General features: G+C 50.0%; 15 protein-coding genes. 7 read left to right on the top strand and 8 right to left on the bottom strand.

Features of this window, described 5'->3' with window-relative positions; genetic code table 11:
* The first annotated feature begins 79 nt into the window (after nt 1–79).
* Both H6F76_RS12045 and H6F76_RS12040 read left to right on the top strand, forming a co-directional pair.
* Complete coding sequence (locus tag H6F76_RS12045; RefSeq protein ID WP_190508455.1) at nt 80–904, top strand: HEAT repeat domain-containing protein; 825 nt, start codon at nt 80–82, stop codon at nt 902–904.
* 199 nt (nt 905–1,103) lie between these two features.
* Nucleotides 1,104–1,928: a HEAT repeat domain-containing protein gene (locus H6F76_RS12040; RefSeq protein WP_190455036.1), complete on the top strand. Its 825-nt coding sequence runs from the start codon at nt 1,104–1,106 to the stop codon at nt 1,926–1,928.
* Between the two features lie 557 nt (nt 1,929–2,485).
* On the opposite strand, the gene cpcA is transcribed toward H6F76_RS12040, so the two are convergent.
* From cpcA to H6F76_RS12025, 3 genes are all read right to left on the bottom strand, one after another.
* A complete protein-coding gene (gene cpcA / locus H6F76_RS12035; protein ID WP_190508453.1) occupies nt 2,486–2,977 on the bottom strand; it encodes a phycocyanin subunit alpha in 492 nt (163 codons plus the stop codon).
* Between the two features lie 128 nt (nt 2,978–3,105).
* Nucleotides 3,106–3,627 carry a phycocyanin subunit beta gene (locus tag H6F76_RS12030; protein WP_190455031.1) on the bottom strand — a complete coding sequence of 174 codons (522 nt, stop codon included), beginning with the start codon at nt 3,625–3,627 and terminating at the stop codon, nt 3,106–3,108.
* Nucleotides 3,628–4,549: 922 nt separating this feature from the next.
* Nucleotides 4,550–5,752: a class I SAM-dependent methyltransferase gene (locus tag H6F76_RS12025; protein ID WP_190508450.1), complete on the bottom strand. Its 1,203-nt coding sequence runs from the start codon at nt 5,750–5,752 to the stop codon at nt 4,550–4,552.
* Between H6F76_RS12025 and H6F76_RS12020 the strand changes: the two genes are divergently transcribed.
* The gene (locus H6F76_RS12020) at nt 5,751–6,005 is read left to right on the top strand and encodes a hypothetical protein (protein ID WP_190508449.1); all 255 of its coding nucleotides are present in this window, start codon (nt 5,751–5,753) and stop codon (nt 6,003–6,005) included. The genes H6F76_RS12025 and H6F76_RS12020 overlap by 2 nt on opposite strands.
* A 6-nt stretch (nt 6,006–6,011) precedes the next feature.
* Here the strand turns inward: H6F76_RS12020 and H6F76_RS12015 are convergent, their stop codons facing one another.
* From H6F76_RS12015 to H6F76_RS12005, 3 genes are all read right to left on the bottom strand, one after another.
* Nucleotides 6,012–6,623 carry a chromophore lyase CpcT/CpeT gene (locus tag H6F76_RS12015; protein WP_190508446.1) on the bottom strand — a complete coding sequence of 204 codons (612 nt, stop codon included), beginning with the start codon at nt 6,621–6,623 and terminating at the stop codon, nt 6,012–6,014.
* Nucleotides 6,624–6,795: 172 nt separating this feature from the next.
* Entirely contained in the window at nt 6,796–7,038 is a 243-nt protein-coding gene (locus H6F76_RS12010) for a hypothetical protein (protein WP_190455016.1), read from the bottom strand.
* A gap of 66 nt (nt 7,039–7,104) precedes the next feature.
* Nucleotides 7,105–7,314: a chlorophyll a/b-binding protein gene (locus tag H6F76_RS12005; protein WP_190508444.1), complete on the bottom strand. Its 210-nt coding sequence runs from the start codon at nt 7,312–7,314 to the stop codon at nt 7,105–7,107.
* Between the two features lie 335 nt (nt 7,315–7,649).
* On the opposite strand from H6F76_RS12005, the gene H6F76_RS12000 reads away from it, so the two are divergent.
* On the top strand, nt 7,650–8,705 hold the full coding sequence (locus tag H6F76_RS12000) for a Fe(3+) ABC transporter substrate-binding protein (protein ID WP_190455009.1): 1,056 nt from the start codon (nt 7,650–7,652) through the stop codon (nt 8,703–8,705).
* Nucleotides 8,706–8,733: 28 nt separating this feature from the next.
* Here H6F76_RS12000 and H6F76_RS11995 read toward each other — a convergent pair whose 3' ends face one another.
* Nucleotides 8,734–10,470 (bottom strand): iron ABC transporter permease, encoded by a 1,737-nt coding sequence (locus tag H6F76_RS11995; protein ID WP_190508968.1) that lies wholly within the window; start codon nt 10,468–10,470, stop codon nt 8,734–8,736.
* A gap of 85 nt (nt 10,471–10,555) precedes the next feature.
* Between H6F76_RS11995 and H6F76_RS11990 the strand changes: the two genes are divergently transcribed.
* From H6F76_RS11990 to H6F76_RS11975, 3 genes are all read left to right on the top strand, one after another.
* A complete protein-coding gene (locus H6F76_RS11990; protein WP_190508442.1) occupies nt 10,556–11,641 on the top strand; it encodes an ABC transporter ATP-binding protein in 1,086 nt (361 codons plus the stop codon).
* A gap of 393 nt (nt 11,642–12,034) precedes the next feature.
* Nucleotides 12,035–12,793, top strand: a complete 759-nt coding sequence (locus tag H6F76_RS11980) for a HEAT repeat domain-containing protein (protein WP_190508438.1) — start codon at nt 12,035–12,037, stop codon at nt 12,791–12,793.
* Nucleotides 12,794–13,097: 304 nt separating this feature from the next.
* Nucleotides 13,098–14,315 carry a site-2 protease family protein gene (locus tag H6F76_RS11975; RefSeq protein ID WP_190508436.1) on the top strand — a complete coding sequence of 406 codons (1,218 nt, stop codon included), beginning with the start codon at nt 13,098–13,100 and terminating at the stop codon, nt 14,313–14,315.
* A gap of 65 nt (nt 14,316–14,380) precedes the next feature.
* Here the strand turns inward: H6F76_RS11975 and H6F76_RS11970 are convergent, their stop codons facing one another.
* Nucleotides 14,381–15,082: a biotin/lipoate A/B protein ligase family protein gene (locus H6F76_RS11970; RefSeq protein WP_242036621.1), complete on the bottom strand. Its 702-nt coding sequence runs from the start codon at nt 15,080–15,082 to the stop codon at nt 14,381–14,383.
* Between the last annotated feature and the right edge of the window lie 105 nt (nt 15,083–15,187).

Raw genomic sequence — 15,187 nt, 5'->3', positions numbered from 1 at the left:
TTGTTCATCATTCCGGGCATTGCTTTTTTAAAGTGAGCTTACCAAGACGCTCTTTCGCCGACCTTTCGTTTCGATCGATATGGATGACGAGTCTGTCATAAAAAGTGATAGTTCACTGACTGTGGAACAAGCGATCGCTAACCTGCAAGGCGAAGACTTGGGCTTGCGAGTCTATGCCGCATGGTGGATTGGTCGGTTTCGGGTCAACGACCCAGAAGCCATTGCCGTGTTAATCGCCGCTTTGGATGATGAGGACGATCGGACGACGGTTGGTGGCTATCCGCTACGGCGCAATGCAGCGAGGGCATTGGGTAAACTGGGCGATCGTCGAGCCGTCCCAGCGCTAGTGCGAGCTTTAGAATGTTCTGATTTCTATGTGCGGGAAGCAGCAGCACAGGCGTTAGAGGCGTTAGGTGATGCATCGTGCCTGCCCCGCTTGATTGAGTTGCTTAACAACCAAGTGCCCGGAACATTGCCTGCACCAGAACCGCCTCAGCTAACTCAACCATTTGAAGCCATTCTAGAGGCATTAGGCGCGTTGGGCGCAACTGCGGCGATTCCTGACATCCTGCCCTTTTTAGAGCATGATGTTCCTCGGATTCAGTATGCTGCTGCACGAGCCATGTATCAACTCACGCCTAGTCCTGAAGCCCAGCAGTATGGCGATCGCTTGGTGCAAGCTCTCTCTAACAAGGAATTGCAACTCCGCCGCACCGTCCTGACCGATTTGGGAGCGATCGGGTATTTACCTGCTGCCGATGCGATCGCACAAACCCCGGCAGAAAACAGTCTGAAGCTGATTGCCCTCAAGGGCTTATTGGAAAAACAACTCCAGCACACTACGCCGCCTCACTTGACCGATGGCGCAATGAAAGTCATGACCTTAATGGACGAATTACTGTAGCCGATGCTCTTAGCAGACGACGTTGCTGTGAGGCAAAATGCTTTGCCCTCATTCTAAGCTTCAGCAACGCCAAAATGACGTTAGCGTTACAGCACCAAGAGCGGCACCTAACTCCAGTGCTTTTATTGCTAGAAGCAGCAATGTCTTGCAGAAAGAGCGAGAATAAAATCAGCAGACTTTATGGCTCCTTTTCTCCGTCATGACTGATCACCTTTCTACCTTGATTCAGGCTGTAGAAGACGCAGATTCTTCTTATCGTTTGTTAGCCGCCGTCCAAGAGCTGGCAGCAGCCCGTTTAGAAGGAGCCATTCCGACGCTGATCGCTGCTCTGAGCTATAACAATCCAGGGGCGGCAGTAGCAGCAGTAGATGGGTTAATTCAACTAGGCGAACCCTCTATACCGGCTCTTTTGGAGCAACTGGATCTTCATAATTACACCGCTAGAGCCTGGGCTATTCGTGCTCTGGCAGGCATTGGCGATCCGAGAGGCTTAGTCACCTTGCTAGGAGTGGCGACGGCTGATTTTTCGCCCAGCGTGCGACGGGCAGCAGCCAGGGGACTGGGGATGATGAAGTGGCACTGGTTCCCAGATGATCTTCTAGAAATCGCTCAAGAAGAAGCACTGGAAGCCTTGCTTTTTGTCGCACAACAGGATGAAGAATGGGTGGTGCGCTATGCTGCCATCATGGGTTTACAAGCTTTGGCAAGGGCGATTGCCGCAACGCATCCAGATTGGCGATCGCGCATTCAGTCGCACCTTGAGCAAATTGCCGCCAACGATGAAAACTGGGCAGTGCGGGCGCGCATCTGGATGGCACAGCAGCACCTCCAAACGGAAGCAACGCCTACACCAGCGGTTGTAGCGAAGCCTTCACCCCTGTCGGCAACAGATTGGCAGACTATTTTAGAGAAACTGTACGATCGCAAAAAGCAAGAGAAACTTGTGTTAGCAGAAGGCGATCCACGCCGCTATCGTGACTTGGCAGCGTCTATAGCTCAACCATCTGACGGTGTTCAGGTTTGAAGCAGGATTATGCTGTCGATCGTATTACACCTATTAAGAGGTTGAAGAGCATGAGCCAAGCTATATCAATGCTCGATCGTTGTTATTCCCATCAGTCAAAAACTTAAAATAGGAAAGCATTTGCGTAGTCAGTGAACCGCTATTACCATAACAGCGTTGGTAACTCGACCAATAAAGTCGATCAAGCACCGCTTCTGGTTATGAGTAAATAACGCTTCAGGCTTACTACGCAAAAGCTCGACGCATTTGCAACGTCTTACGGTTGCAAGCTTTAGCATTAAGTTTTTGCAACAGGATAGTGGGCTTTCTACCATAACTTGGCAGTGGCTCGCACAAGATCAAGTTCTTGCCACAACCGCGCAAAAACCGAAAAATCCATAGTCAGTAGATGAGCATAATAAAACGATTAGTCCCTACAGCCCAACCATTAGTGCCCTTGCTAATAGCGAAGTGCAAAAGCAATAATGAGTTGCAGGAAGGGAGCTTGGGGTGCCCCTGAATAGAGACTTCACCTACTCCCTCCTAGAAGTATTCTTAGTTTCGGGACATCTAGCTACTTAGCTAAGCGCATTGATGATGTAGTCAAGGTACGAATTAGCCTCAACGGCTCCATCTCCACTTAAGCCATGATTTGCCTTGATGTATTTAAGTGCTTCGAGATACCAACTGGGCGATAGCTCAAAGGTGCGGTTGATTTCAGCCAGTCCGCTAATCAAATAATCATCGATCGGTCCTGTGCCGCCCACCACTAGAGCGTAGGTAACAATCCGCAGGTAGTAGCCAATATCCCGTACACACTTTGCTTTGCCAGTCGAGCTAGACGCATAGTTCGGACCATCCAACTGAGTAGTGTAGGGAAACTTCTGATACACAGCCGCCGCCGCCGCTTCCGCCAAACTTGGTGCCTTTTGAGAGAGTGCCTTTGCGGCTTCTAAGCTGACAGTTGCCTGCCGGAAGCGACCAAATGCCACCTGGATCTCGGTGCTACCCAGATAGCGACCTTGTGAATCAGCAGCAGCAACTGCTTCAGTTAACGGAGTCTTACTCATTGACTTTATGATCTCCTAATTTCTTTTACAAACGATGGACTGAGTAACCTACTTGCAGGTAGGTCATCCGTCTCGGGAACCTGATTGTTCGTTAATGTCTTTATCCCAGTGGCATCAGCAAAGAGGGTTTAACCAACTGCCGCTGCTGCGCGATCGAAATAGGATGCAACTTCTGAAATAATGGCGCTACAGTCACCTTTGGTAATGCCATTTGGGTCATCTGCAAGCGCGATCGATGCTTCTTTCAACTTTTGAATGCCAACTGCCACAGAAGCCCCCGGAGTGCCTAAAGCTAGATAGGTTTCCCGTAAACCATTCAAGGCACGGTCTTCCAGAATACTGGCATCACCGGTAAAAATGGCGTAGGTCACATAGCGTAGGATGATGTCCAAATCTCGTACACAGGCAGCAGCACGGCGGCTTGTATAAGCATTGCCTCCAGGTGCAATCAGTTGAGGTTGTTCAGCAAATAAGGAACGAGCGGCGTTGGCAACAATAGCAGAGGCATTGCTAGAAATCCGGTTAACAACATCAACCCGTTTATTGCCATCTCTTACTAAACCCAGTAGAGCATCCAACTGAGAGGCAGGCAGGTATTCTCCCCGCGCATCAAACTGAGCAACAACCTTAGAAAAGGCATCTTGCACCATCGTTTTCAATCTCCTGAATATTGATTAATTAAGGCTGCGGAAGAACTTAATAGAGAAGGTAGGGAGTTTTGTCTTAATCTTTTTCAAGCCAATTATCATGCTTGTCAAGAATCTGACTTGGACTAAAAAGTTTAAAATCTAAACTTTACGGTAGTGCAAACTGCACCTAAAGCGAGCCTTTTCTCATGTAGCTTGATCAAGGATCATGATTGTCAAAGAAAAAGATACTAAAAGCGCGCTCTAAGCTGAGCCACAACCTTACTCCCTTTACTCAAAGCCCTTACAAGGTTTTTTATACAATAGCCAATCAGGCTTTTTTATTAAAAAATATTTAGAGATGCCTTATTCGATTTGTATTATTTTCGATACTATTTCTAGCCACTCTCCACTCATAATCAAAAACCAAATTAAGAGTGGCTTTTCTTCTTTAGTATTTCCCAACTGCCTTCAGGGTGTAGATAAAGCGGTTTTACATTGTTAGAAAAACCCTTAGGCAACTCGCTTAAATTTAATGTTTAATACCTATGGTTTCACATCAGAAAAATTGTATTAACCAAAAAATCGTGACATTATATACAAGGCGCTTGTAACCCTGGTTACTTCGTCTTTGTTGGTTATTTTCAAATCTTAACAATGCTAGTTCAGCATAAAAATCAAGGGCAAAGACTATTACTATCAACCAATAAGCAATCTATGCAGTTTTGTATAAACTGTACTTGACAAAATTTATGGCAGTAAGAAAGCTCAAGAGAAGCTACTGCCAGATTGTTATTGACAGAATTGAGAAAATTGGTGATCGCGCTCAGTCACACGCCTTCAAAGCATTGCTTAAGCAAAACAAGTCGTCGGGCGTACCCAACGAAACAGATAATCGCGCGAGTAGAGTGACAAGCTGATGCTGATGCTGATAGATCTCTAACTATTAGGCAGATGGCGTCAAGAGGATGATTTGTTGCCGCTGTAGCGATCGCACATCTTCTAGCCTGGCTCCGCTCAACGGCAACAGTTCCTCAACCGTTTTTTGCTGCGTTTGGTTGCCATCACAGGCACGCAAGAACTTCCACTCTGCGTCAGCCAGGTCAACTACCTGATAATCGTAATTAAAAAATTGCCGACTCTCGCGCCAACCCTGAATACAAGGGCTGGGTTCTGGTTTCGCTGCCAGTAGCTCTGCGTCTATTGACCAGTCCTGCCGGGGCAAAGGAGCACGCGCCAAAAAGAATTCGTAGTGAGTAATTGCCTGTGGATCGAGTAGCTCAATCAGGCGATAACGCTCGCGATCGCTCAACCCGTGCGATCGCTGCATAAGTGCCGGTGCGTTCGCCAGCAATCGTTCCAGAGCCCAAACCTGCGGATTGGAAAAGCCAACAAACTCCAACCCAGAGGCATCAATTAACTCAAAGACCGTCTGGATGTTGTAATCAATCTCCTGCGGATGCACGTACATATCAGCAAAGTAGCCATCGCGCTGATTTTCCCAAGACCAGCGTTCCTGTTCCCGTTTGCGGAGTCGGTTATCCTCAGGCAACGCCGCAAATAATTGTCGCCCTACTGAAACGCCATCCGCATAATCACCCCGTTTATCTCCCTGCAACAGCGCGATCGCCTCTTGCATCAACTTAATTTCCCATCGTCCCAATTCGCCGTACACAAAAATGTGCAGCAAGCCCCCTGGTGCCAGCTTTTTTGCCAATGCCTGAATGCCGCGAATAGGGTCAGGCGTGTGATGCAGCACTCCCACACAGTTAATGAGATTAAACTCTCCGGGCAGTTGTTCGGCATCAAACAAACTGAGGTGATGAAACTCCACCCGCGTTGCCTTCGACTTGTGACAACGCTCTTTTGCCACCGCTAGCGCTCCAGCGCTCAGGTCAATGCCCACTACACTGGCTTCTGGGTTAAGATGCACCAGATATTCGGTTCCTACACCCGTCCCACAGCCCGCATCCAAAATCCGCGCTGTTTGATGGGCGGGCTTTTGCCCCGTACAAAAGTTGTAAGCTGACAGCCAATTCCAGCGCCAGTTATAGCCCGGAGGCGGTTCATCCAACAATGGCTCGGGCGGAAAGGGATAGGTATTATAGAGCTTGGCAACAGCGGCACTAATAGCTTGAGAGTCGGACATGACTGGTCTTAACGTTGGATGGAGTGGTAAACCCAGCTACCATTGTCCCACATCGCTTGATGGCGGCAGCGCTATTGAAGAACTGATCAAAATGGCGATCGTTAGACTCACGCCTCTAGTTGCCAGCGCTAGTTGGATCGTTATTCAGCACAAAATTTTGCTCTTTAGGAACTGCCCCTCTAGGGCTTCTGGGGTAACAGCTACCGCCCGATCAACATCGTCACTCAGCAACCGCTTTGCTCATAACGCTTAAAGCTGCTTAGACGTTTTCGATCGCCCACTCCGCGCCAAAATCACGTCGTTTTGTGTAGCGATACGGACCCAAAACTGCTCCCCACGTTGCTTTCTGCGTTTCAACATCAATGCCCTTGTCATAACTCTCAAACGTCTGGGCGCGTACCGCAAACCCAAGCTGTACCTGAGACTGTTTACCCTGATAAGAGAAGAGACACTGTGAACCGGGCAGAGGTTGAGCTATAAAGCTCTCTGCATCCTGCTGTGTAATTTTGAGGATACAGCCAGGTAAATAGTCGAGTTGCTCCAACGTGATTGCGTTCAAAAACTTTGGTTTCAGCCCTGCGCCGATCGCAGCTGTTGGGTTTTTAAACGCATAGTAATGTGCTTGCAGTGGCGCTTCGGCATCATCAACTTGCCTGAGTCGTATTAAGCGCTGACGGTATGCCTGCTCTGGATACAGCACATTCGCTTGCTCGGCAAAGAGCGTCAAGCTGTCCTCGCGAAAGAGCGGCACGGGACGCTGCCACATGCGTAGATGAACGTACCAGGCAGGATCACCGATCGCCTGTTCGCGGTTATCAAATTCGCCTGCCATAGAGCGAGCAAGCGTAATCAGGGCGGGAGAAAGGGGCATAGAGCGTCACTTTAAAGGGGCTAGCCGCAGCCTTAGGTGTAGGAAAGGATAAAGGAGTGCTTCAGTAGCGTATGTAAGTGGCAAAGGTCATCAAACATCAAAAAGTCCCGGTAGGAAGCCTAGCCGAGACTTTAACAAAGCAATTTTAACAGCGCCAAGGATGTTTCAAGATTTATAGGACGTTGCCAAACAAAAATGCCCAGAGTACCCCAGCTACACCAACAGCCAGCAGCAGGTTTGTGAAAAATTGACCGGCTTCAGCATTGAACCCAAGGGCTTTATCTTCGTTACCAGCGGTGAAGAAGAGTGACCAAGCTTGATTGGTGCTAATAACTTCAGCTTGGCTATTGAAATCCGGTCTAAAGACAACGGGTTTAAGCGAAAGATTGTTTGTAATGTCGAAGTCAGTTTTCATCTTGTAGTTTCCTCTATTGAGCGTTTGCTCGATAACCAATTTGTTTAACCTGCCGATTAAGAATTTTTATAAACCTGTCAGCCAGCCAATCACGCCATGCCCGGTGGCAACTTCTAGCACTAAAAGCGAGACGAGCCCAATCATGGCTAACCGTCCGTTCAGCATCTCAGCGTGCTCGTTAAACCCAAATTGCTGTGTGTCGTCAGCATACATTTTGGGTTCTACGGCATATACATTCGCGCGTCCGCCTTCTTCAATCACTTGTCCACGAACCATGATGCTGTACCTCGCAATTAATCTTATGTAACGGAATATAACATAATGTAAATAATTGTTGCAATATCCTTGACATCTGAGTTCGTTGCGGTCAGTCAAATTAGGTGTAAGCCACGTAAAAAGGCTCTGTTCTGGATAGATACTCCCTAGAGATGGGAATGGTAGGGGCGATCACTCTCTTCTGGCACGGCCACCCGTTTTCGATCGCATCGCTTGAGTTTAAGCACTGCTTTCGCTATGATGCGAACTGCTGACATTTAATCTCAATAGTTTCGCGCTCTATTGAGTACTTGCTGCTTAAATCAATCATTTTTCTGACCAGTTGAGGATCTACGATGAGCATGAAAAGACGGACGTTCTTGGCTTCTGGTGCTGCAATCACAGCGGTTGCGGCTCACCAAGCCTGGAACTCAATGAGTGGCGTTGCACAAAGCGGTAAAGTCCTTAATCTCTACTCAGCACGGCATTATGATGCTGACAATCAAGTTTACGAAGGCTTCTTTAAAAAGACTGGCATTAAGGTGAATCTCGTCGAAGCGCCAGCAGATAAATTAATTGAGCGTGTCAAGAGTGAGGGGGCAAACAGCCCTGCCGATGTCATTATTACGGTTGATGCAGGCAATCTGTGGCGCATCCGGCAGGAAGACCTGCTGCAAAAGGTTCCCACTGGTAGTGCTCTCTACACCAACGTTGCTGCAAACTTGCGAGACCCAGATGGGTACTGGTTTGGCTTTACAAAGCGCGCCCGTGTCATTGTTTACAACAAAGCACGAGTTAGACCCACCGAGATTACCCGTTACGAGGACTTGGCAGAGGCAAAATGGCGCGGCAAGGTGCTAGTGCGCTCGTCCGGCAATGTGTATAACCAATCGCTTGTTGGCTCCATCATGGCAGCCTTAGGCGAAGCAAAAGCAGAGGCATGGACAAAAGGAGTCGTGGCAAACTTTGCCCGTAAGCCTGAGGGCAATGATACGTCGCAAATTAAAGCGGTGGCAGCAGGCATTGGCGATCTAACACTTGCTAATACGTATTACCTGGCACGGCTTGCCAAGTCAAGCAAGGCAGAAGATCGTGAGATTGCCAGCAAAGTAGGGGTGCTTTTCCCTAACCAGCGCGATCGTGGTACCCATGTCAATATTAGCGGTGGCGGCATTGCAAAGAATGCACCCAACCGAGACGCAGCCATCCAGTATCTGGAATATCTGGCAAGCCCCGAGGCACAGCAGATTTTTGCAGGGAGCAATTATGAATATCCCGTGCGGCGAGGCGTAACGAAAGATGCAGTCTTGACCAGTTTTGGAAGTTTTAAGGAAGATAAGCTAAACGCAAGTATTTTCGGCGAAAAGAACCGTGTAGCACTGCAATTGATGGACCGGGCTGGCTGGGCATAGCGATGAGTGTCAGGGACGATCGGCATCATCAATGCTGATCGCCCTGTACCATTTGCCAACTGAGCAACACTACGGGCAACAAGCCGACGACCACGATCGCTAGGGCTGGAGCGGCGGCTTCTGCTAACCGCTCGTCTGATGCCAGATTGTAAACACGAATCGCCAGCGTATCAAAGTTGAAGGGACGCACAATCAACGTCGCTGGCAATTCTTTCATCACATCAACGAACACCAAAATTAAACCAGTGAGCAAGCCACCGCGCACCAGCGGCAAATGTATTTTCTGTAAGGTGCTGACAGTGCCACAGCCCAGACAGCGTGCGGCATCATCAAGGCTCGGCTTCACACGCTCCAGGCTCGATTCTACTGCGCCAAACCCCACAGCCAAAAAGCGTACTAGATAGGCAAACACTAGCGCCGCGATCGTTCCGCTTAACAGCAGTCCGGTCGAAACGCCAAACGTGCTACGGCTCCAGGCATCTACCGTATTATCAAACTGACCCAACGGTACTAAAATGCCAACTGCGATCACGGCTCCGGGCACTGCATAGCCCAAAGTAGCAACTTGAGTTGCCCAGCGGTTGGCAGGACGCAGCCGTTGCCCATAGGCAAGGATGATAGCTAGCAGTACGGCGATCGCCGCCGTCAGCAGTGACAGCAGCAGACTATGGCGAGCAAACTCCCAAAAGCTGTTGCTCGTATTCTGTACAATTGCCTCACTGGAACCCGCTGCACTGGGAAAGTCAGCATCGGCACGCGAGTCTACTTCTGCTGTACTGTTGCCGAATCCCATCAACTGTACCAGCACCCCCGCAGGCACCAGAAAGCCCAGAAGAATGGGCAGCACGCAGGCTACGATCGCCAGCAGACTGTGCCACCTAGAGAGCACATAGCGAGGCACCGTTCGTCCCTGCCTCGCATTTTGAAAATAGCGCTGCTGCTGACGCGAGAGCCGTTCCAGCGCAATCAAGCCAAAAATAAAGAGCAGGAGTAACGCTGCTAGCTGCGATGCTGCCAACCGTTCGCCCATGTTAAACCAGGTGCGATAAATGCCAGTGGTAAACGTGGGCACTGAGAAAAACTCAACCGTGCCAAAGTCATTAAGCGTTTCCATCAATGCCAGCGATAAACCTGCCACGATCGCCGGACGCGCCAATGGTAAGGCGACCGTCCTAAAGCTGCGCCAGGGATTGCAACCCAGATTGCGGCTAGCTTCCAGCAGGCTACTGGATTGGGTGAGAAACGCCGATCGCGCTAACAAATACACATAGGGATATAGAACTAACGTCAGCATCACGATCGCCCCTGGCAGCGATCGCACATTAGGAAACCAGTAATCCTGCACTGTCTCCCAACCAAACCACTGCCGCAACTGAGTTTGGATTGGTCCGTAATATTCCAGTAGTTCTGTATAGGTGTACGCCAGGATATAGGCAGGAGCAGCAAGGGGGAGCAGCAGCGCCGACTCAAACAAGCGTCGTCCTGGAAAGTAACAGAGCGTCACCAACCAGGCAGTGCCGACCCCGATAAAGGCAGTACCCATGCCCACTCCTAGCATTAACCCTAGAGAATTGCCGACATAAGTGCCTAGAACGGTAGTTGCTAAATGCTGCCAGATCGATCGCGCATCAACAAAGGTGCTGCTTAACACGACCCAAAGCGGCAGCGATAACAGGAATGCTATCAATAGAGTGCTAACAGTCCAGCCATCCCAATGGGGCAGCGAAAAGCGGTTAGTGGATGACTGAGACAGCGGCGATCGCATACAGAAAACCGAGTAGAACAATAGCGGAAGATACCAACGATCACCTTACTATAGGGTGAGACTATTGCTTATAAATTTCAACTAGATGTCTGATGCTATTCTGCACCTCGATCACCTGTCGCAGCAGTTTCCAAATGCGTCCCTTCCGGCCGTCAAGCAGGTTTCGTTAACGCTCAAGCAAGGCGATTTGTTAGGGCTGCTTGGTGCGTCGGGTTGCGGTAAAACGACTCTCTTGCGACTGATTGCTGGGTTTGAGCGTCCGCAGTCTGGAACGATTGATCTGGCAGGGCAACGGGTTGCAGGTGAGGGTATTTGGCAACCACCGGAGCGCCGCGATGTGGGTATGGTGTTTCAAGACTATGCGCTGTTCCCCCATCTTACAGTGGCAAAAAATGTTGCGTTCGGGTTGCAGCAACCGCGTCAGAAGCGCTTTTCGGCAAAGCAAAGACAGGCATTAACCGCAGAGGCGATCGCCCTGGTTGGCTTGACTGGACTAGAAAAGCGCTATCCCCATCAGCTATCAGGTGGTCAGCAGCAGCGCGTTGCCCTGGCACGTGCGTTAGCTCCCCAACCAGCTCTGGTCTTGCTCGACGAACCCTTGAGCAATTTAGATGTACAGGTGCGGCTGCGGCTGCGTCAGGAGATTCACGACATTCTTAAAACCAGTCAGACTACCGCCATTTTTGTTACCCACGATCAAGAAGAGGCGCTCTCTATTTGCGATCGTGTGGCAGTCATGCGCCAGGGCACATTGGAACAGATCGACACGCCAGAAGCACTGTATCAAGCGCCCAAATCCCAATTTGTTGCCGAGTTTGTCACGCAGGCAAATTTTCTACCCGCTCACTGGCAAAAAGACGGTTGGCAAACTGAGATTGGCTGGTTTCCAGGTGATGGCGTTCAGGGCAATGGCGTTCAGGACGATCGCCCAACTTCCAATCACGCCACTGTCATGTTGCGTCAGGAAGCCTTGCTGTTGACAGCCGATGAGACAAGTGAGCTGGTAATTCGCGATCGTCAATTTCTGGGACGTGAGTACCGTTACTGGCTTGTAACGCCTAGTGGTCAAACGCTTTACGCCCGTACACCTGTAAGCGTAAACCTCCCAATTGGTACAGCTGTCCGGCTCTCCATAACTGGCGGATCGGTGCAGGTGTTTCCAGGGACTTAGCAGATTTCTAGCAAACAAAAGACCCGTAGGGGCAGGTTTGATACCAACGTGATCGGTTATCAGCAAAGCTTCTGGCAAAACCTGCCTTCTACAAGCGGTACATTCTTTCTCAGAAATCTCCTTAGAGCGTGCGATCGCCATTCTTATGCAATCGTGATGTGGCAGTCGAAGGGAATATTAGGACAGACCTCAACCTTGCAACTTCCTCTGAGCAAGGGCTTCTATTTATCCTTTATCCTTTTGCCATGGAGCCTTTTATACCCTTGCTGTCAAAAGACAAGCGGTTTAACCAGTCCGTTCACTGGGTTAAACGCAGAGGAGCGATTGAAGCCAAGCAGCAAAATTGGTCGGTGACTCTCGGCGAAGGGCACTTGGTACGGTAAAGTTACAGATATGTATGATGACGATGATCTGAGCGTCCTTGATATTGAGGGTGATCTAGAGAGTCCTCTGGATCACATGGAGCCTATTGATTCTGGGTCGGAGGAGCCAAAGCCTGACCCGGAGGAAATGCTGCGACTACTTGAAGCGGCTGACACCAATCAGCGCATGCTGGCAGCAAGGGCTTTTTGTGAACTTCAAGACACTCGCGCCGTGCCGCATCTCATTCGGTTATTGACCGAGCCTTGCCCACTGGTTCGTGTCAGCGCCGCTTATGCGCTGGGTCGCAACCCCAGTCGGGCTGCAGTGGAACCGTTGATTGCTCGCTTTAACGAGGATTGGAATGGCTATGTGCGCAAGGGTGTTGTCTGGGCACTGGGCAACTGCCGCGATCGTCGTGCGCTGCCAACCTTAATTGAGGCGCTTAAAACCGATATTTCGGCAGTGCGGCTGTGGGCAGCCAGCTCGCTAGCACAGATGGCAGACGTAGGCTACGAGTGTGTTGTAGCGTCCATACCGTCACTCATTGAGTCGATGCGCCAAGACCCGATCGCAGCGGTGCGGAGTAATTGTGCCTGGGCAATCGGGCAGCTTTGCCGTGAGTTACCGTCTAACGTTGTCTATGGCACGGCGATCGACGCGCTTTTGGAAGTGTTTGCCGAAGATGGTGAACTGGGCGTACGAGAAGATGCCAAAGCTGCCTTGCTTAAAGTCGGCGATCCTCGCGGCTTGCAGATCATTGAAGAGTTAGAACGAGACTGGTTTCTTTGAAATGTCCTTAACGCGCTGTGGCACCCAACCTACTGTAAGCGGTGTACCCAACCTCAGCACCAAAAGTTGGATTGACGTTACTTAGGAAACGGCTTGATCACGCGTTATTACTGCGAGCGCGTTCGGTTAACCGTGCTAAGGAAAGAGACTGTCTAACAGGTACATCCTCTACTCTAGAAGGAGAGAGTAGCGCATTGCCTGAAGAACAAACGCCTGATTGATCATGCCGATTGCGACCCTGCATCGTGTCAATCAGCAATTGTTTCTCAGTGCTTTATTCTCATGTTGCAACTAGAGGTTTGTTATGCGGTCAGGTTGGCGGGTCGGTTCACTGTTTGACATTCCACTATTCATTGATCCATCTTGGCTTGGCGTGCTGGTTTTAATCGCTATTCCCAGAGGGCTGCTATGGCAAGCCAACTTCCCGCAGTGGGGCGCTGCTCTTGCTTATAGCATGGGTGTTGTCATGGCGTTGCTGCTGTTTAGCTCAGTTGTATTGCATGAGTTAGGGCATAGCCTGGTAGCTAAAGCACAAGGCATTAAGGTCAGCTCTATCACGCTATTTTTGTTTGGCGGTATTGCGTCGATCGAGCAAGAATCAAAAACACCAGGGAAAGCTTTTCAGGTAGCGATCGCGGGTCCCGCCGTAAGTTTGGTACTGGCGCTGTTACTGGGTGCTGTGGCTTACGCGATTCCTGATCCAACCAATGCAATTAACGTGCTGGCAGTCAATTTGGCGTTGACAAACCTCATTCTGGCGCTGTTTAACTTGATTCCTGGCTTGCCGTTGGATGGTGGACAAGTATTGAAAGCAGCCATTTGGAAGATTACAGGCAGCCGCTTTAAAGGCATTCACTGGGCAGCCCGAACCGGAAAAATTCTGGGCTGGCTGGCAGTTTTGTGGGGCGCATCCAGCTTTGTGAGAGGCGATTTTAGTGGGTTATGGATTGCCTTTCTGGGCTGGTTTGGTATCCGTAATGCGACTAGTTACGATCGCATGACCGACCTTCAGGAAACCCTGCTGCAAATTAATGCAGGCGAGGCGATGACCCGCGACTTTCGAGTGGTGGATGCCGATATGAGTTTGCGCCAGTTTGCTGATGCCTACTTGCTTGAAACCGATCGCCCAACAGTCTACTTTGCTGCATCCGATGGGCGCTACCGGGGCATGGTTAGTGCTAATGACTTACAAATGGTTGAACGCAGCGAATGGGAAACGCAGACCCTTCACCGCATTGTTAAACCACTGACCACCATTCCAACGGTTCGGGAAGTTACGTCGTTGGTTGACGTGATTCAACTTCTGGAGTCGCAAGAACTTAAGCGGATCACCGTACTTTCTCCGGCGGATGCAGTCGCTGGCATTATCGATCGTGGTGATGTAGTACGTGCCTTGACTAAAAAGATGAACATTCCGCTTTCAGACGCACTTATCAAGCAAATTAAAGAAGAAGGGGTTTACCCACCGGGCTTTCAACTGGGCGCGATCGCTCAGGCTGCCGCTGAAGCTGGGCAGAAGTAGTGGGTAAGGAAGTGAAGAGGTAAAGGGGTAAAGAGGGGAGGAAGTGAAGAGGTGCTGACGATCTTCTACGCCTCGCTCTTTACTTTCCATTCTCCACTATGGCTTAATACTGCTTCCCACTCGCTGTCAGATAACGGTTGCACTTGCAGATTAGCAGCAAAGCATTCACTCGCCGCTGCAATCAGTGCTGTCATTACTGTTTCGATGATTGCTTCTTTGGGTAACGTTAGTGGCAGTGTGGGCAAAGTTGATGTTCCTTCAAAGACCTGTTGGAATAAGGCAGCATCAGTAAGCAATGGCATCGAGCCGTGCTGCAATACCCCTGAGCCGCGACGCAGTTGAGCACTGCCAATGAGTTTAGAACCATCTACTAACACCAAATCAGCACCTGTTGCTGTGCCAAAGCAGTTAGCTTGACGTGCATAACTGCGTCCTGCCTGCCCATATCGCAGGGGTACGCCGAGCGATCGCCATCCTTGAATCAAAAACTCACAAATAGTCTTGTATGCCTGTAAGCGACCAGCAGCTAAACCGGATGTTACTACGGCATAAGTTAAATCGCCTTGATGCAGCACGGCTCGTCCTCCAGTTGGTCGGCGTACTACCTCTAGCGGCACGTCTTGCCAACGCAACTGCTGCCAGCCTGCTGACCATTGATGCTGATGGTAGCCTAATGAAATTGTCGCAGGCTTCCAAGTGTAGAAGCGTAGCGTTGGCGGGTGTTGCTCCTGAAGATGCTGTGTCAGCAACCAAGAATCTAACGCCATTTGAATGCTTCCTGGCGCTTCCAGCAAGGGGATCAAACGCCAGGTCTGCATGAAGAAATTTAGGGATAAGGGACTGAAGTAGTAAGGGGTGAAGGGAGGAGCGGT

It is taken from the genome of Leptolyngbya sp. FACHB-321 (assembly GCF_014695975.1).
Taxonomy (GTDB): Bacteria; Cyanobacteriota; Cyanobacteriia; order Leptolyngbyales; family Leptolyngbyaceae; genus Stenomitos.
Note: the sequence above shows the minus strand (reverse complement) of the source record. Positions and strands in the feature narration are given on the sequence as shown.